The 16489-nt window shown below is 61.7% G+C and carries 17 protein-coding genes and 1 tRNA gene; 3 read left to right on the top strand and 15 right to left on the bottom strand.

Translation table 11 applies throughout. The annotated features are described in order from the left end of the window. Nucleotides 1-104 precede the first annotated feature (104 nt). The 4 genes from LGH83_RS02195 to LGH83_RS02180 form a co-directional block, all read right to left on the bottom strand. On the bottom strand, nucleotides 105-698 hold the full coding sequence (locus LGH83_RS02195; RefSeq protein ID WP_227400443.1) for a cold-shock protein: 594 nt from the start codon (nucleotides 696-698) through the stop codon (nucleotides 105-107). Between the two features lie 179 nt (nucleotides 699-877). Further along, complete coding sequence (locus tag LGH83_RS02190) at nucleotides 878-1636, bottom strand: SIR2 family NAD-dependent protein deacylase (protein WP_227400442.1); 759 nt, start codon at nucleotides 1634-1636, stop codon at nucleotides 878-880. 51 nt (nucleotides 1637-1687) lie between these two features. After that, nucleotides 1688-2905 carry an LL-diaminopimelate aminotransferase gene (locus LGH83_RS02185; RefSeq protein ID WP_227400441.1) on the bottom strand — a complete coding sequence of 406 codons (1218 nt, stop codon included), beginning with the start codon at nucleotides 2903-2905 and terminating at the stop codon, nucleotides 1688-1690. Nucleotides 2906-2980: 75 nt separating this feature from the next. Next, nucleotides 2981-3343 carry a hypothetical protein gene (locus LGH83_RS02180; RefSeq protein WP_227400440.1) on the bottom strand — a complete coding sequence of 121 codons (363 nt, stop codon included), beginning with the start codon at nucleotides 3341-3343 and terminating at the stop codon, nucleotides 2981-2983. Between the two features lie 694 nt (nucleotides 3344-4037). On the opposite strand from LGH83_RS02180, the gene phaC reads away from it, so the two are divergent. Beyond that, nucleotides 4038-5825 carry a class I poly(R)-hydroxyalkanoic acid synthase gene (phaC, locus tag LGH83_RS02175; protein WP_227401696.1) on the top strand — a complete coding sequence of 596 codons (1788 nt, stop codon included), beginning with the start codon at nucleotides 4038-4040 and terminating at the stop codon, nucleotides 5823-5825. A gap of 24 nt (nucleotides 5826-5849) precedes the next feature. On the opposite strand, the gene argC is transcribed toward phaC, so the two are convergent. From argC to rplM, 3 genes are all read right to left on the bottom strand, one after another. After that, on the bottom strand, nucleotides 5850-6761 hold the full coding sequence (gene argC / locus LGH83_RS02170; RefSeq protein WP_227400439.1) for an N-acetyl-gamma-glutamyl-phosphate reductase: 912 nt from the start codon (nucleotides 6759-6761) through the stop codon (nucleotides 5850-5852). 167 nt (nucleotides 6762-6928) lie between these two features. After that, nucleotides 6929-7408, bottom strand: a complete 480-nt coding sequence (rpsI, locus tag LGH83_RS02165; protein WP_131116286.1) for a 30S ribosomal protein S9 — start codon at nucleotides 7406-7408, stop codon at nucleotides 6929-6931. A 2-nt stretch (nucleotides 7409-7410) separates the two neighbouring features. Next, entirely contained in the window at nucleotides 7411-7881 is a 471-nt protein-coding gene (gene rplM, locus LGH83_RS02160) for a 50S ribosomal protein L13 (RefSeq protein WP_131119805.1), read from the bottom strand. Nucleotides 7882-8159: 278 nt separating this feature from the next. Here rplM and LGH83_RS02155 point away from each other — a divergent pair, with 278 nt between their 5' ends. Beyond that, complete coding sequence (locus LGH83_RS02155; protein ID WP_227401695.1) at nucleotides 8160-8597, top strand: CoA-binding protein; 438 nt, start codon at nucleotides 8160-8162, stop codon at nucleotides 8595-8597. 164 nt (nucleotides 8598-8761) lie between these two features. Here the strand turns inward: LGH83_RS02155 and LGH83_RS02150 are convergent. From LGH83_RS02150 to LGH83_RS02120, 7 genes are all read right to left on the bottom strand, one after another. Then, nucleotides 8762-8839, bottom strand: a tRNA-Pro gene (locus tag LGH83_RS02150). Nucleotides 8840-9043: 204 nt separating this feature from the next. Further along, nucleotides 9044-9631, bottom strand: a complete 588-nt coding sequence (locus LGH83_RS02145) for a MerR family transcriptional regulator (RefSeq protein ID WP_227400438.1) — start codon at nucleotides 9629-9631, stop codon at nucleotides 9044-9046. Then, nucleotides 9621-9932, bottom strand: coding sequence for an integration host factor subunit alpha (locus tag LGH83_RS02140; RefSeq protein ID WP_227400437.1), 312 nt, complete (start codon nucleotides 9930-9932; stop codon nucleotides 9621-9623). Before LGH83_RS02140 ends, LGH83_RS02145 begins: the two co-directional genes overlap by 11 nt. A gap of 163 nt (nucleotides 9933-10095) precedes the next feature. Beyond that, nucleotides 10096-11097 carry a beta-ketoacyl-ACP synthase III gene (locus LGH83_RS02135; RefSeq protein ID WP_227400436.1) on the bottom strand — a complete coding sequence of 334 codons (1002 nt, stop codon included), beginning with the start codon at nucleotides 11095-11097 and terminating at the stop codon, nucleotides 10096-10098. Nucleotides 11098-11157: 60 nt separating this feature from the next. Then, nucleotides 11158-12225 (bottom strand): phosphate acyltransferase PlsX, encoded by a 1068-nt coding sequence (gene plsX / locus LGH83_RS02130; protein ID WP_131116275.1) that lies wholly within the window; start codon nucleotides 12223-12225, stop codon nucleotides 11158-11160. Nucleotides 12226-12370: 145 nt separating this feature from the next. Next, the gene (locus LGH83_RS02125) at nucleotides 12371-12925 is read right to left on the bottom strand and encodes a YceD family protein (RefSeq protein ID WP_131116272.1); all 555 of its coding nucleotides are present in this window, start codon (nucleotides 12923-12925) and stop codon (nucleotides 12371-12373) included. Between the two features lie 2 nt (nucleotides 12926-12927). Next, nucleotides 12928-13476 (bottom strand): ubiquinol-cytochrome C chaperone family protein, encoded by a 549-nt coding sequence (locus LGH83_RS02120; protein WP_227400435.1) that lies wholly within the window; start codon nucleotides 13474-13476, stop codon nucleotides 12928-12930. A gap of 161 nt (nucleotides 13477-13637) precedes the next feature. On the opposite strand from LGH83_RS02120, the gene LGH83_RS02115 reads away from it, so the two are divergent. After that, complete coding sequence (locus LGH83_RS02115; protein WP_227400434.1) at nucleotides 13638-14099, top strand: outer membrane protein assembly factor BamE; 462 nt, start codon at nucleotides 13638-13640, stop codon at nucleotides 14097-14099. A 99-nt stretch (nucleotides 14100-14198) separates the two neighbouring features. Here LGH83_RS02115 and LGH83_RS02110 read toward each other — a convergent pair whose 3' ends face one another. Continuing rightward, nucleotides 14199-16337, bottom strand: coding sequence for a sodium-translocating pyrophosphatase (locus LGH83_RS02110; protein WP_227400433.1), 2139 nt, complete (start codon nucleotides 16335-16337; stop codon nucleotides 14199-14201). Nucleotides 16338-16489: the final 152 nt, after the last annotated feature.

Here is a 16489-nt window from a genome sequence, read left to right as displayed (position 1 = left end):
TCCTTTCAGGTGCAGCATTGGTAGGGCTGCGGATCGCAGCGCGATGACAATGCCGGGGATCGGCATAGCTAAGGGATTTCGATCCGCTTTTCAAAGCGGAAGCCTCAGTGCGACGATGGTGCCTCATCGTTCATCGGCCGGATCTCTGCGGCCATCAACCCCTTCGGGCCATCGCCGAAACGCACCAGCATGTGGTCGCCAGGCTTCAATTCGGAGATGCCGAAGCGTCGCAGCGTTTCCATATGGACGAAGATGTCGTCGGTCCCCTCCCCGCGCGACACGAAGCCGAAACCACGGACACGATTGAACCATTTGCAGACGACAATCTCGAAACCGCCGGCCGGCGCGACATGCACATGGGTCCGCGGGGGAGCGGCTTGCGCGGGATGGACGGCCGTCGACAAATCCAGCGAGAGCACACGAAAGACCTGCAGGCCCTTGGGACGCTGCAGAACCTCGCAAACGATGCGGGCGCCTTCGCAAACCGTCAGATGCCCATCGCGCCGAAGCGTCGTGACATGCAACAGAACGTCGGCGCCGCCGCCATCCGGAACGATAAAGCCGTAGCCCTTGGCGACGTCGAACCATTTGATCTGACCGGCAAGCTCGGTAACGTCGAGGTCACCACCTTGGGACGCAATCGCGGTTTCAAGACTGAGAGCATTGCTCGACTCATCTTTGATGCCCAACGGACCCATCCCACTCAGGCGAACCGAAGACCCTAAAGTCAGATAATCCGATCGAAGCCGTCGTTTCAGACGTCCCGTCGCGAATCATATCATCGTCGCGTCACGCCGACTGTAGCATCGGGATTCCCGCAACAAAGCCGAAATAGGGTTCCGATGCGGCATGGAAGAGGCCTGTTGCAGAGGAGCGACTAAGGCGCCTCGGCCCACGCAGCCAGAACCGTCCCGACATCATCGTGGATCACGAGATCGGCTGACTGGTCGAGCCGCGTCGGCTCGCGGTTCACGATCGCAAGCACCGCGCCTGTGTGGCGTGCCAGAAGCGGCAGGGTCGCGGCGGGCTGCACCACCATGGAGGATCCGAGCACCAGGAACAGGTCACACGCTTCCGCTGCGATCCTGGCCTGGCGGAGGATGTCGGGATCGAGCGATTGTCCGAATGCGACCGTCGCGGATTTGACCATCCCGCCGCATGAACAGGTTGGCGCCTGATGCGTCGCCTCGAAATCACGGCGCACGTCGACCAATTCATGCCGCGCGCCACAGGCGAGGCAACGCGCATAGGTGCCGTTGCCGTGTAGTTCAACGAGCTTGTCGACGGGCAATCCGGCTGCCTGGTGCAATCCATCGATATTCTGGGTCAGCACGGCCAAGAGGCGGCCCTCGGCATTGAGCCGCGCCAAAGCCCTGTGCGTTCGCCCAGGCCGAGCGCCTGCGTAGATGTCGTCCATCGCGAACTTACGCCGCCACGCCTCGACGCGCGCGCCGGGCGAAGCGCAAAAGTCTTTAAAATCGATCGGCGGGTAGCGCCGCCAGGGGCTATCGGGGGAGCGGAAATCCGGCACGCCGCATTCTGTCGAGATGCCGGCGCCTGTCAGCGCGACGATCCGCCCCGCTGTCTCCAGCAAAGCCGCGAACGCCTGTCGCGCATCGCCGATCGTCTGTGTCATCGGCTTGGCTCCTCTGACCGGGTCCTGACCCGACTGAGGCATAGGTCGGGCTCAGCCGTGTTTCTTCAACTGCACGACATTGTGAAGCGTCGCATCGGCCGCATCGAAGAAGCGACGGATCCCGCGCGCCGCCTGGCGGATGCGTTGTTCGTTTTCGACCAGCGCCAAGCGAACGTAATCGTCGCCATGCTCACCAAACCCGATGCCGGGCGCGACCGCGACATCGGCTTTCTCGATCAGCAGTTTGGAAAATTCGAGACTGCCGAGATGACGAAACTTCTCCGGGATCGGCACCCAGGCGAACATCGAGGCGGCGGGAGCCGGCACAGTCCAACCGGCAGCCGCGAAACTCTCGACCATAATGTCGCGTCGCTGCTTGTAGATCTCCCGCATCTCGACGATGCAATCGTCCGGGCCGTTGAGCGCGGCAGCAGCCGCCACCTGGATCGGTGTATAGGCGCCGTAGTCGAGGTAGCTTTTGACGCGCGTCAGCGCCGAGAGAAGACGCTCGTTGCCGACCGCGAACCCGATTCGCCACCCCGGCATCGAATAGGTCTTGGACATCGAAGTGAATTCCACCGCGACATCCATGGCGCCGGGGATCTGCAGCACGGATGGCGGCGGCTCGCCCTCGAAATAGACCTCCGAATAAGCGAGATCCGACAGGATGAAGATTTCATGCTTTTTCGCAAAAGCGACGAGATCGCGATAGAAGTCGAGGGATGCCACCATGGCGGTCGGGTTCGAGGGATAGCAGACCACAACGGCGATCGGCTTGGGGATGGAGTGCACCACCGCCCGTTCGAGCGAGACGAAGAAGCTCGGCGTCGGCTCGGCCGGAACCGAACGGATGACGCCGCCCGCCATGAGGAAGCCGAAGGCATGGATCGGGTAGGACGGGTTCGGCACCAGCACTACATCGCCGGGCCCGGTAATGGCTTGCGCCATATTGGCGAAGCCCTCTTTCGAGCCGAGGGTCGCAACCACCTGCGTGTCCGGATTGAGTGCCACGCCGAAGCGGCGGCCGTAATAAGCCGCTTGCGCGCGGCGTAGGCCCGCAATGCCCTTCGACGATGAGTAACGATCGGTCCGAGGTTTTCCGACCGTCTCGATCAATTTGTCGACGACATGTTTGGGAGCCGGGAGGTCAGGATTGCCCATGCCGAGATCGATGATATCGGCCCCGGCGTTGCGCGCGGCGGCCTTCAAGCGATTGACCTGCTCGAAAACGTAGGGCGGCAAGCGTCGGACGCGATGAAAATCGGTCATAACCGGAGGGTCCTGATGGGTGTTGCGATGCGGCGCAGCGCTTAACACGGTCTTAGGATAGTCGGTGAAGAATCCTTAAGGCACCGTTTTCTTTGTGGGCGCTTTGACCTTTTGGGTCTTCAACGGCACGGGCGGGGACTTCAGCCCGGCGCGCCGCTGCTGGCTCATTCGCGTGGTGTCGAGATCGGCCGTCGTGGCCGCGATCTCGGCGGGCGTCATGACCTTGATGGGCCGCTCGGGATGTGTCGTGCCGACCGGCAGATAGTTCAGATTGCTCGGGTCGGGGCGGCTTTTCACGACGAAATCGGGCGGTGGCGCGACCTTGGCCTTCAGCCCGACCGCTTCCATCGTATCGGCGAAGCTGCCGTTGCCCGCGGCAGGCGCGGTCTGCGCCGCGGCGCGATCCGGAACGGACAGCAGCGGAGACACGAGCGCCATAACAACGACCGTCAGGAGCAGGCGGCCACAACCCAGCCGTCCTCTTCGCCGCAAAAGCATCACTGGCAATCTCCCGCCCGGCCGTCTATTTCGGGATGGTGCCGAAACGATCGATCCGCTGTCGAATTAGCTCCGTAATATGACTGAAACAGGACCACGGCGACAGCGCCGCCGCGGTTCGGGGCGAGGGAGTCGAAGGGTGAGCGGCAAGAAAACCCAGAAGGCCCGAAGCCGGCGTGCGACAATTGACGGCCCCGACCCGGCAGCGGTGCTCGACACACCGCCAGCGACGGCGGACGTCGCCGCCGCACCGGCCAAGGCCAAGGCCGCTCCTAAGACACGTCTTAAACGCGCAGCTGGTGAGAAACTGCCCCGCGCCGGGGCCGTCATGAAAAACGGCTCGGATGTGCTCGCGGCGGCCGTCGATGCCGTCCTGCACGAGGTTGAAACGCCCGCAACGCCCACGCCATCGCGACTTGCGAACCGGTTGCGGCCTGCACCCGGTCAGATTGCACGACCGCTGGACAGCACTGCTCAGCCAGCGGAGCCCGCTCCTTCTGTCGGTGGCGTGACCTTGGACGCCAAAGTGACCGAGCCGACGCGGTCGCCAGCGATCGAGCCGACCCCGGTCGATCCTGCGCCGCCCCCGCGTGGGGCCAAGCCAGTCTCGCCGCCTGCCACTCTACCCTGGAACATGCCGAATTTCGATACGCTCGCGAAGAATATGGGACAGTTCATCGAGCTCAGCGGCCAGGCGACGACCGCCTATGTCAAGGCGCGTGAGGCCAAAGGCCAGGAGAGCGGTTTCAGCAAGGACGTGTCCGATGCATTCAAAACCTTTGGCCAGATCGCCGAATATTGGCTGAACGACCCGGCGCGCCTGTTGCAGGCGCAAACAGCGTTGTCGTCTCAATTCATGGATCTTTGGGCGAGCAGCCTGCAGCGCATGACCCCGTCCACGGCCCCAACGGCTCCGGCGAACGAGGGTCCGACAACTGCGAAACGCGTGGACGACAAGCGTTTTACCGACCCCGAGTGGCGCGAGAACCCGTTCTTCGACTTCATCCGAAAATCTTATCTGTTGGGCACAGGCTGGGCCAACGACCTTGTGCAGGGCGCCGAAAGCGTCGACCCCGCGACCCGTGATAAAGCGCGTTTCTACCTGCGACAGATCTCGAGCGCCGTCTCACCCTCGAACTTCGTCGGCACGAACCCCGAGCTTCTGCGCGAGACGTTGAAGCAAAGTGGCGGCAATCTCGTCCGCGGGATGGCCAAGCTTGCTGATGATATCAAGGCGAGCCACGGAGACCTGAAGGTTCGCCAGACCGATGCGAGCAAATTCGAACTTGGCGTGAACATGGCCCTGACGCCTGGCAAGGTTGTGTTCCGCAACGATCTGATCGAGCTGCTCCAATATGCGCCGCAGACCGAGACCGTCTTGAAACGGCCGCTGCTGATCGTGCCGCCATGGATCAACAAATTCTATGTGCTCGACCTCAATCCGGAGAAGTCGTTCATCCGCTGGGCGGTGCAGCAAGGCCTGACGGTTTTCGTGATCTCCTGGGTCAACCCGGACCACCGCCACGCCGACAAGGATTTCGCATCCTACATGGAAGACGGCATCGTGGCGGCCTTGGGGGCCGTCGAGGCCTCAACCGGCGAACGTCAGGTGTCCACCGTCGGCTATTGCGTCGGCGGAACGCTATTGGCGGTGACGCTCGCCTATATGGCCGCGCGGGGCGATGAGCGGATCGCGAGCGCCACCTTCCTGACCACGCAGGTCGACTTCGAACATGCGGGCGATCTCAAAATCTTTGCAGACGAGGCGCAAATCGCCGCCTTGGAAACGCAGATGCAGAGCAAAGGCTTTCTGGACGGATCCAGCATGTCGCAAGCGTTCAACATGCTGCGTCCGGAGGATCTCATCTGGCCTTATCTGGTCGACAGTTACGTGAAGGGCAAAGACCCCCTGCCCTTCGATCTTTTGGCCTGGAACTCCGATGCGACGCGAATGCCCGCCGCGAACCACTCTTTTTATCTCAGGAATTGCTACCTCGAGAACAAGCTGGCGCGCGGCCTGATGGAGGTTGGGGGGCAACGGCTTGACCTCTCCCGCGTCACGATCCCGATCTACAATCTCGCGACCCGCGAGGATCATATCGCACCCGCCCGCTCCGTCTTCGAGGGCTGCAAGGCATTTGGCGGCCCCGTGCGTTTTGTTCTCGCCGGGTCTGGCCATATCGCCGGCGTCGTCAACCCGCCCAGCCGAGCCAAATATGGGTTTTGGCTGGGACCCACGGCGACCGGAGGTTATGCGGAGTGGTTGGAGGCAGCGCAGCATCAGCCCGGCACATGGTGGCTGGACTGGGCCGCCTGGCAGACGGCGCAAGCTCCCGAGACCGTGCCGGCGAGAGCGCCAGGCGGCGGTGTGCTCGACCTCCTCGGCGACGCGCCAGGCACGTATGTGCGCGTCAAGGCGTGAGGCGCAAGGACCCGATGACCGGCCTCAGTCGAGGCCGAGCATGAGCTCGACATTCTGCACGGCGGCGCCTGAGGCCCCCTTGCCGAGATTGTCGAGCCGCGCGATCAGCACGGCCTGACGATAGGCCTCATTGCCCGCGACCCTGAGTTCCATACCGTTTGTATCGTTCAAGGCTTCGGGTTCGATTTTGGCCGGATGATCCGACATGACTTTGACATGCGCGGATCCCTGATAAAACGTCGTCAAAGCGTGCTCGAGTGCCGCGATCGTCGGCTGACCTGGCAGGTCATCGAGATGAAGCGGAATGCTGACCAGCATGCCTTGGCGAAAGTTGCCAACTGACGGCACAAAAAGGGGCCGCCGTGACAAGCCCGCATAGGCTTCGATCTCGGGCAGATGCTTGTGCTCGAGCCCCAAAGCGTAAAGTTCGAAGCTCGGCGCGGCGCCTGACTCGTAAGCCTCGATCATCGATTTGCCGCCACCGCTATATCCGCTGACCGCATTGATGGTGAGCGGGAACCCCAGCGGCACGAGACCGGCTTCGACAAGCGGGCGCAGCAGCGCGATCGCGCCGGTCGCGTAGCAGCCCGGGTTGGCGACCCTTCGGGATGACCGGATGGCATCGGCCTGACCTGCGGCGAGTTCCGCGAATCCATAGACCCAGCCTGACGCAACACGATGCGCGGTCGACGCATCGAGGATCTTCGGGCCGCCGCCAGCGAGTTCGTCGGCCAGCCGCACAGTCTCACGCGAGGCATCGTCCGGAAGACAAAGAATGACGAGATCGACCTCGGCGAGAAGCCGCTGCTTGGCCGCCGCATCCTTACGCAACGCCGCATCGATGCTGCGGAGTTCGATATGCGCATGACCCGCGAGACGATCGCGAATGCCGAGACCTGTCGTACCAGCCTCGCCGTCGATGAACACAGTCGCCATGGAGTTCGCCCTCGCGGATATCGGGTTTGATTAGACCCGGATATGTGAAGACACCATGACGGACCCGCAGAGAGATCGAGGAGCCGCGTCATCGCGCTTCGCATGCAAAAAGGGCTCCCCGGAAACCGGGAAGCCCTCGATATCGACCAGATCGGTGAAGGCTGAAATCAGCGCTTCGAGAACTGGAAGCTCCGACGAGCCTTCTTCTTACCGTACTTCTTACGTTCGACGACGCGCGAGTCGCGGGTCAGGAAGCCTTCGCGCTTCAAAACCGAGCGAAGCTCGGGCTCGTAATAGGTCAGCGCCTTGGACAAACCATGGCGCACCGCGCCGGCCTGGCCGGACAGACCGCCGCCCGCAACCGTGATGACGAGGTCATACTGGCTGGAGCGCTGCACGATCTGCAACGGCTGATTGACGATCATGCGGAGCACGGGGCGAGCGAAATAGACCTCGATGGCGCGCTCGTTGATCGTAATCTTGCCCGAACCGGGCTTGAGCCACACGCGGGCAACAGCATCTTTCCGTTTGCCGGTCGCATAGGCCCGACCATATTTGTCGATCTTCTGCACGTAGACAGGAGCGACCGGATGCTCGGACGCAGAGGAGGATGCCAGATCCTGGAGGGAGGAGAGCGTTTCAGCCATGATCAGGCGACCTTCAAGTTCTTGCTGTTCATCGCGCCGACATCGAGCGGCACGGGCTGTTGGGCGGCATGCGGATGCTCGGAGCCCTTGTAGACGCGGAGATTACCGAACTGCTGACGACCGAGCGGGCCGCGCGGCAACATGCGCTCGACAGCCTTTTCGACCACACGCTCCGGAAAGCGACCTTCCAAGATGAACTTGGCGGTCCGCTCCTTGATACCACCCGGATAGCCGGTGTGATGGTAATAAACCTTGTTGGCCAGCTTCCGGCCCGTGAACACCACCTGAGCGGCATTGATCACGATGATGTTGTCGCCATCATCCACATGCGGCGTGAAGGACGGCTTATGCTTGCCACGAAGGCGATCGGCGATGACGGACGCGAGACGGCCGACAACCAGCCCCTTCGCGTCGATGATCACCCACTTTTTTTCGATTTCGGCGGCTTTGGCCGAGTAGGTCTTACCAAACATTAGTTTCAACTTGTCCAAAATGACCGGGCCGAACACGCATGATCGACCGTCTGCGGTTGGCCTACAGACGATCTCAAATCATGTCAATGACGACGCTTTGGGATAATTTCAAAAAAACGTCAACCTTTTCATTGGTCTAGGAAATATGGTATTAAGGTACCGTAATTTTCGTCACGTCTGATCGACGCTGGATCCTCGATTGCGAGAGCCTAAGACCTCCGCCACAGTGCTTGCTGGGCGCCGCGCTCTGCGCGGTGGCGGCCGTCGAGGGGTTAGCGATGCAGGATCACGACGATTATTCCGACGCTTATCTCCGCGACATCCTCCTCCGCGTGAAAACGATTGCGGTTGTCGGCGCCTCCGACAAGCCGCGGCGGCCATCTTATGGGGTCATGCAATTTATGGCCGCGCATCACTATAAGGTCGTCGCGATCAATCCGGCACTGCCAGGAAGCTCGATCGGAAACATCCCCCTCTTTGCGCGACTGGCGGACATCCCGCACCCCATCGATATGGTCGATATTTTTCGCAACAACGCGGCGATCGACGGTGTCGTCGATGAGGTACTGGCGCTCGAAACACGCCCCTCGGTCATCTGGATGCAACTCGACATCAGAGTCGATGCCGCCGCCAGGCGTGCCGAGCATTGCGGGCTTCAGGTCGTCATGAACCGCTGCCCGAAGATTGAATATTGGCGCTTGATCGCAGGCGAGTGACCTCAGAGCGTGGTGTCACAATCGCAGAAAGAACGCCCGACTCAACAAAGACGGCGCGAGTGGAGCATGTGCGGGAAAAAGTCGCCGTTCTCGTTGCAGTTCGTCCCGGTGCCTTGAAAGCATCCAGGACTTGTGGCTGTCACGTCGCTAGTCAGACAGTAAAATGGTCGGAGTGATAGGATTCGAACCTACGACCCCTAGTCCCCCAGACTAGTGCGCTAACCGGGCTGCGCTACACTCCGACACCGCTCGACACGATATAACTGCCCTGGGCTTTATGGTGCAGTCTCATGAAAGCGGATGTCGACCAAACGGCGCTTGGCGCGGCGTTCAATCGACTTGCCTGCTCTAGCGGTTCGACGGTGCCGACGCAAGAGGATCAATTGGAGGAAGCTTGTACAACCTCCAGGGACCTCGACGGGTATTTGGGGCGGCTGGCTTCGCTCTTAGCCTCTTGCAGCCATGAGGATGCGGCGGCACTCGCTCAGCTCCATCATGACGCCGCGCAGTCGATCGATGATCGCACCACGGTCAGGCTCGTTTTTGGCTTGATACGCTTGATCGCCCGCCCATTCCCCAGCTTCCATGGGCGCAAACGCCTCCGGGGCGACATCATCGGCCCCGCGCGTGTCAGGTGCCATCGTCTGATAAGCGAAGACCGACGAGGTCATCGCCGGCGTCTCGATGGCGTCGTGAAGCGAGGTCTGATCGTGGTGCGGTAACGTCTGAGCGGGTGGGATGACGCCGCCTCGCGCCAAGGCGGCCACGGCCCGCGGCCCCTGCTCCTTCAAAATCCGCTGTACGCCGCGGATCGTATAACCCTCGCCGTAGAGCAATTGACGGATCGCCATCAGGAGTTCGACATCATCCGGCCGGTAAAAGCGCCGACCGCCCGCACGCTTCAGCGGCTTGATTTGAACGAAGCGGGTTTCCCAGAAACGAAGCACATGCTGCGGCAACTGCAACGCTTCCGCCACCTCGCTTATGGTGCGGAACGCCTCAGAGCTCTTCTGCGACGTCCGACTATTGGTCATTTCCTGTCACGGGTTGCCCGTTGATCCGGCTTTTCAGAATGTTCGATGGCTTGAAAACCATCACACGACGAGGCGTGATTGGCACTTCGACGCCCGTTTTCGGATTTCGGCCGATTCGCTCGCCTTTGGACCGCACCACGAATGAGCCGAAGGATGACAATTTCACGGTCTCGCCGCGCGCAATCGCCTCGGACATTTCCGAGAGGACGCCTTCGACCAGTTCGGCCGATTCGGTCCGCGACAGGCCAACCCGCTGGTAGACGGCTTCGGACAGATCTGCGCGCGTGATCGTCCGCGTCACGGCTTCCCCGTTTGCCGCTCCCATCGTCAGTTCAGAAGGCTTTTTCGCCAATAGAGCCATCCTCTCGCGATCTCTGTCGTTCAATCAAATTGCACCCACCGGACCTCTGGTTCAAGCGTCCGAGCTCAAAAGCCCGCTTGGCATCGAGTTAACCTCGGGTCTGCTACCAACGAACGAGCGCGCTGCCCCATGTGAAGCCGCCGCCCATCGCCTCCAGCATCACCAAATTCCCTTTTTTGATCCGTCCATCGCCACAAGCCGTTGCGAGTGCAAGTGGAATTGAAGCCGCCGATGTGTTGGCGTGTAGCTGCACAGTAGCAACTACTTTTGATGGTGCTACACCTAATTTGACCGCCGAAGCATCGATAATCCGACGGTTTGCTTGATGTGGCACGAACCAATCGAGGTCGTCGGCTGTGATCCCCGATTCTTCGAATGCCGCCGTGACGACGTCCTCGATCATTCCGACGGCATGGCGGAAAACGTCGCGACCTTCCATGCGGAGATGGCCGGTCATCCCGTTTGATCCCGGCCCACCATCGACGAACAGCTTATCGCGAAAGCGTCCGTCGGATCGGAGATGCGTCGAGATGATCCCGCCGTCCTTGAAGGCGTTGCCGCCATCCTCACCCTCCAGCACCACGGCTCCGGCGCCGTCGCCGAAGAGGACGCAAGTGGTGCGGTCGGTCCAATCGAGCAAGCGTGAAAAGGTTTCGGCGCCGATCACGAGCACGCGGCGATGCGAGCCTGAACGGATGAATTTTTCTGCGGTCGCGAGCGCGAAGACGAAGCCGGAACAAACCGCCTGAAGATCGAAGGCCGCGCCATGACGAATGCCGAGGGCGGCCTGCACCTGGGTGGCTGTCGCCGGAAAGGTGTAATCGGGGGTCGACGTCGCGACGATCACGAGGTCGATATCATTGGCGTCGATGCCCGCATTGGACAGCGCCGCCCGCGCCGCATGGGTCGCAAGTACCGACGTCGTCTCGTCAGGCGCCGCAATGTAGCGTTGCGTGATCCCGGTCCGCTGGACGATCCACTCGTCCGAGGTCTCGACCGTCGCGGCCAATTCGGCATTCGACATGCAGCGGTGCGGAAGGTAGGCGCCGACGCCGCGAACGACCGCTCTCCAGCGAAGATTGGTTTCAGTCAAACGATTGCCCATTCCGTCCTGACGGCATCGGCCGTCGCCACAACTCGTCGCGCACTGCTTGCCCCGACAGATTTAAAGAGCGGGGGGAACTGCAACAATCCCGGTCGCGACAAGCCGGCTATCCTGCGCGAAAGCGAGCGAGTCACGGATCTTCGCGAGCAATTCGTGCCGCACCATATCGTAACCGATCTCGATTGCGCCAGCGTAGCCGAGCACATCTGCTCCGCCGTGACTTTTTATAACGACACCGTCGAGACCAAGAAACACACCGCCGTTCACGCGCCTCGGATCCATCTTCTCCCGCAGGGCGTCGAAAGCCTGCTTGGCGAACCAATAGCCGATCTTGGACATCAGATTCCGGCTCATCGCGTCGCGCAGATATTGTGCGATCTGCTTGGCGGTTCCCTCGGCGGTCTTCAAGGCGATGTTGCCCGTAAACCCCTCCGTCACCACCACATCGACGGTGCCTTTGCCGAGGTCATCGCCCTCGACGAACCCGTGATACTCGAGCCCAGGCGGCGACATCTCCCGTAGGATCCGACCGGCCGCCTTCACCTCCTCGATCCCCTTGATCTCTTCGACACCGATATTCAGCAGGCCCACGGTGGGACGCTCGATATCGAACACGATCCGGGCCATGGCGGCCCCCATGATGGAGAGATCGACGAGATGATGCGCATCGAAACCGATGGTAGCCCCAACATCGAGCACGATCGACTCGCCGCGAATGGTCGGCCACATCGCCGCGATCGCGGGCCGGTCGATCTGAGGCATCGTTCGGAGGCAGATTTTCGCCATGGCCATCAGGGCGCCGGTGTTGCCGGCCGATAGCGCCGCATCGGCATCACCGCGCTTCACCGCATCGAGTGCCATCCACATCGACGACACGCGCCGGCCACTCCGCAAAGCCTGGCTAGGCTTGTCGTCCATTCGGATCGAGACTTCCGCGTGGAGCAGCGTCGTAACGTCCCGCAATTTTGGATGCTGCGCCAGCAACGGCTCGATCGTGGCGCGATCCCCCGTCATCACAAAGGTGAGATCCGGGCGACGCTCGAGCGCCAGCGCCGCTCCTGGAACGACGACGGTTGGTCCGTGGTCGCCGCCCATGGCGTCGAGCGCGATCCGAACTGGTTTTGTCATCGCGCGTTCCTCATCGCATCCTCAAAGCACCGCCCGATGGACGCGATCATTCTGGATCGGTTAGGGCTCGATGGCCCGTGCGATCCGATAAGGCAAGACCATAGAGCCGGGCCGATTGGCAAGGACAATGTTCGGTCCAAGCCGCCTAGCTCTTCCGAAGATCAAGCGATTTCAAGGCCGCGAAGGGTGAAACGTCCGGCTCGGGCGGGCTTAGTTCCTTGAATTCGACGCCGGGCTTCTTTGGGTAGGGATCGAGTCCGAGCGTCAAGGCCTCCGCGGTCAGCGCGCCAAGATCGATCCGACCATTGATAAGAAGATCAGGCTCGTCCTCTTCCTGCTCGTCCTCGGCAGGATCGGGCCCCCGCTTCAACAGCGCGGCGCGATAGGCGTCGAGATCCGCTTCCGGGAGGAAGTGGACATCCACCGGCTCGACGACATTCGTCTCGAACGAGTCGAGGCTGATCACGCAGGTCTGGACGATGGTGGCAACGACGCTGCCGGTCACCCAAGCCCCGCCGCGCCCCTCGGCCCGTACCAGCAAGGTCGCGGTCAACGACGTGATGTCGACCAAACCGTTGAGCCGCGCCAACTCGGAGCGCTCCTCTGCGGTTGCGGTCTGAACCACCCGCAAGCCGGCACTGCCCAGACTGTCGATCAAGGTCGGGCCAGCCGACAAGGGGACGGGATTTGCTTCGGACATGATCACGCGCCACTTGGAACGAAAAACGGGACAGGGTCCGGAAATGCGACCCCGTGGTTGAGGAAAGCAGTGGAATCCAGCGCATCCAAGGCAGCGGCGGATGCACGAACGTAACGCGACATCGCATCGGCCGTCCGCACGCCACCGTGGACATTGCGCGACAGGGCGTCGGCCAAGCTTCCATCGGTCGCCCGTAAAGCCAGGTCATAAGCCACCGATCGCCCGAGAAAGGCTTCGGCCAGTTTCTTCATCCGCTTTGGCACCGCCATGTCGCCGACCCCAAGCTCGCGCATCGCCGGATCGAGATACCGGAAAACGGTGTCGATCAGATCCTGCCCCATCGCGGGCGCCGGATCTTCAAGGACGCCCAAGCGACGAACCACAAGGGCGAGATGCAAGACGAGCAGTTCGAACCGGCCATTGAACGTGTCTGGGACGTCGCCCGATTGATAGAAAACTGGGTTGCGGACGGCCGCGATGATGTCGTCGTTCAGCCGATCGATGATCTTGCGATTCGATGCAGCGCGGCCTCGATTGAACAAAAACGACATGGCATCCAGATTCAAGCATGCTGCCGAAGGATCACCTGTGGCACCTTGCTTTTGACGTGGTCGGGGGTTAGGCAACGGCGGGTTTGGATGCAAGAGAAAAGCGTCCGTCCGCCGATATTAACACGATCGGTGACTTGGTTCGGCATTCTTCGGAGACCATAATGGTGCGGTCGGCACAAGCCATGTTCCCTTTCCCGAGCTTGGCCCGATGGGCGAGCGTTGCCGTCCTCGGTCTCTCACTCGGCGGCTGCCTCGGTTACGATGGGGAATATGCGCGCGGTTACGTCGTCGACCAGCATGCGCTTGATCAAGTCAAGGTCGGCTCATCGGCCGAGCAGGTCCTGGTGGTCCTTGGAACGCCGTCGACGACCTCCACGATCGGTGGCAGCGCCTGGTACTACATCAGCCAGAAGGTCGATCGGCCCCTCGCCTATTCGGCCGCCGAGGTCACGGATCAGCGCGTGATGGCGGTGTATTTCACACCGCAGAAGAAGGTCGAACGCATCGCCAATTACGGGATGCAGGACGGTAAGGTGTTCGACTTCATCAGCCGCACCACACCGACCGGCGGTGCCGAGCAGGGCTTCGTGAAGAACCTCTTCCGCAACCTGCTGCGCTTCTAGCACAGACATACGCGGTAGCCTCGCCTTAAGGGCCGAGGCTCCCGCCCCGAACAAACCCACGCAGCCCAGGCCGCGTGGGTTTTTTTCTGCGTCGCGGACCTAATGCGCCAAGATGGCGAGCAGCAGCAGCGCCACGATATTGGTGATCTTGATGGCCGGATTCACTGCCGGCCCCGCCGTATCCTTGTAAGGATCGCCGACGGTATCGCCGGTCACCGATGCCTTATGGGCCTCGGACCCTTTATAATGGCGGATACCGTCCTTATCGACGAACCCGTCTTCGAAGCTCTTCTTGGCATTGTCCCACGCCCCGCCGCCGGACGTCATCGAGATGGCGACGAATAACCCGTTAACGATGACGCCGAGCAGCGACGCCCCGAGCGCCGCAAAAGCGCTGGCTTTCGATCCTGAGAGAGCAAGCACACCGAAATAGACGACGAGAGGCGCCAGCACCGGCAGCAACGAGGGGATGAGCATTTCCTTGATGGCGGCGCGCGTCAGCATGTCGACGGCGCGACCATAGTCCGGCCGATCGGTCCCTTGCATGATGCCAGGCTTCTCGCGGAACTGGCGCCGCACCTCTTCGACCACCGAACCGGCCGCACGCCCCACCGCCGTCATGGCGATGCCGCCGAACAGGTAGGGGATCATGCCGCCAAAGATCAGTCCGGCCACGACATAGGGGTTGGAGAGATCAAACGAGACGACACCCACGTCCTTAAAATACGGGATCGTGTCGCCGTGCGCCGAGAAGAAGGCGAGATCGTTCGAGTAAGCCGCGAAAAGCACCAGCGCGCCTAGGCCCGCCGAGCCGATCGCATAACCTTTGGTCACAGCTTTGGTGGTGTTGCCGACGGCGTCGAGCGCATCGGTGGCGTGCCGAACCTCTTTGGGAAGACCGGCCATTTCGGCGATGCCGCCGGCATTATCGGTCACCGGCCCGAACGCGTCGAGCGCCACGATCATCCCGGCCAGTCCCAACATCGTCGTGACCGCGATCCCGGTTCCGAACAACCCGGCGAGCTGGTAGGTGAAGATGATTCCGCCGACGATCACCAGGGCCGGCAGCGCGGTCGATTCGAGCGAGACCGCGAGACCCTGGATCACGTTCGTGCCATGGCCCGTGACCGAGGCTTGCGCGATCGACACGACCGGCCGCTTGCCGGTGCCGGTGTAATATTCGGTGATCACAACGATCAGGCCCGTGACGACCAGGCCGAGAATGCCGCAGAAGAACAGATGCAGCCCGGTTATGGAACGTCCCGCGACGGTCCCGATTTCGCCCCAACCGATCATGAAATGCGTCGCGATCGCGAGTCCGGCGATCGAGAGCAGCCCGGTCACGATCAACCCCTTGTAAAGGGCGCCCATGATCGAATTATTGGCGCCGAGCTTGACGAAATAGGTCCCGGCGATCGAGGTGATGATGCAGGTGCCGCAAATTGCGAGCGGATAGACCATGGCGCCGGCCAGCACCGCCTGTCCCGCGAAGAAAATCGAGGCGAGCACCATCGTGGCCACGACCGTGACCGCATAGGTTTCGAAGAGATCAGCCGCCATGCCGGCGCAATCGCCGACGTTATCCCCGACGTTGTCGGCGATGGTGGCCGGGTTGCGGGGATCGTCCTCCGGAATACCGGCCTCGACCTTGCCGACGAGATCCGCCCCGACATCCGCTCCCTTGGTGAAGATGCCGCCGCCGAGACGCGCAAAGATCGAGATCAGCGATGCTCCGAACCCGAGCGCCACAAGCGCGTCGGTGACCTCGCGATTATCGATCGCAAGACCCATCGGGCCGGTCAGCACGGCGAAATAACCCGCGACCCCGAGAAGCGCCAAGCCGGCCACGAGCATGCCCGTCACTGCGCCGGCCTTGAACGCGATGTCCAGCCCACCCGCCAGCGACTGGGTCGCGGCTTGGGCGGTCCGCAGGTTCGCACGGACCGACACATTCATGCCGATGAACCCTGCCGCACCCGACAGGACGGCGCCGATCAAAAACCCGATCGCCACGATACCGGAGAGAAGGAACCACAGTCCCGCGAAGATGACGACGCCAACGATCGCGATCGTCAGATATTGCCGACGCAGATAGGCCTGCGCGCCTTCGGCGATAGCGCCGGCGATCTCCTGCATCCGCAGACTGCCCACATCGGCCGCCAACACGTCTCGGATCGTCACGCCGCCGTAAACAAGTGCCAGCAAGCCGGCTAACAAGATAAGCCAAATCGGGTTCATTGAGAGATTGCCCTTTTCCTTGGTCGATTCCCTTGATCTTGGCGTACGCGCCGCTCGATCATTCGCGTCGGCTTTATTCTCGCACGTACACGAAAGTTGTGACAGAAAGCCAAGAGCACCGCAACGCGTGATGGCGGCCGAAACGTCGAGCA

This window comes from Lichenihabitans sp. PAMC28606, assembly GCF_020616535.1.
GTDB classification, from domain to species: Bacteria; Pseudomonadota; Alphaproteobacteria; order Rhizobiales; family Beijerinckiaceae; genus Lichenihabitans; species Lichenihabitans psoromatis.
Note: the sequence above shows the minus strand (reverse complement) of the source record. Positions and strands in the feature narration are given on the sequence as shown.

Bases quoted from the DNA above. Each gene is read 5' to 3' on its own strand.
- LGH83_RS02190 (WP_227400442.1), bottom strand. From the start codon at position 1,636: ATGACACAGACGATCGGCGATGCGCGACAGGCGTTCGCGGCTTTGCTG.
- rpsI (WP_131116286.1), bottom strand. From the start codon at position 7,408: ATGGCTGAAACGCTCTCCTCCCTCCAGGATCTGGCATCCTCCTCTGCG.
- phaC (WP_227401696.1), top strand. From the start codon at position 4,038: ATGCCGAATTTCGATACGCTCGCGAAGAATATGGGACAGTTCATCGAG.
- LGH83_RS02135 (WP_227400436.1), bottom strand. From the start codon at position 11,097: ATGGGCAATCGTTTGACTGAAACCAATCTTCGCTGGAGAGCGGTCGTT.
- argC (WP_227400439.1), bottom strand. From the start codon at position 6,761: ATGGCGACTGTGTTCATCGACGGCGAGGCTGGTACGACAGGTCTCGGC.
- LGH83_RS02155 (WP_227401695.1), top strand. From the start codon at position 8,160: ATGCAGGATCACGACGATTATTCCGACGCTTATCTCCGCGACATCCTC.
- LGH83_RS02195 (WP_227400443.1), bottom strand. From the start codon at position 698: ATGGGTCCGTTGGGCATCAAAGATGAGTCGAGCAATGCTCTCAGTCTT.
- rplM (WP_131119805.1), bottom strand. From the start codon at position 7,881: ATGTTTGGTAAGACCTACTCGGCCAAAGCCGCCGAAATCGAAAAAAAG.
- LGH83_RS02120 (WP_227400435.1), bottom strand. From the start codon at position 13,476: ATGTCGTTTTTGTTCAATCGAGGCCGCGCTGCATCGAATCGCAAGATC.
- LGH83_RS02185 (WP_227400441.1), bottom strand. From the start codon at position 2,905: ATGACCGATTTTCATCGCGTCCGACGCTTGCCGCCCTACGTTTTCGAG.
- plsX (WP_131116275.1), bottom strand. From the start codon at position 12,225: ATGACAAAACCAGTTCGGATCGCGCTCGACGCCATGGGCGGCGACCAC.
- LGH83_RS02125 (WP_131116272.1), bottom strand. From the start codon at position 12,925: ATGTCCGAAGCAAATCCCGTCCCCTTGTCGGCTGGCCCGACCTTGATC.
- LGH83_RS02145 (WP_227400438.1), bottom strand. From the start codon at position 9,631: ATGACCAATAGTCGGACGTCGCAGAAGAGCTCTGAGGCGTTCCGCACC.
- LGH83_RS02110 (WP_227400433.1), bottom strand. From the start codon at position 16,337: ATGAACCCGATTTGGCTTATCTTGTTAGCCGGCTTGCTGGCACTTGTT.
- LGH83_RS02115 (WP_227400434.1), top strand. From the start codon at position 13,638: ATGGTGCGGTCGGCACAAGCCATGTTCCCTTTCCCGAGCTTGGCCCGA.
- LGH83_RS02180 (WP_227400440.1), bottom strand. From the start codon at position 3,343: ATGGCGCTCGTGTCTCCGCTGCTGTCCGTTCCGGATCGCGCCGCGGCG.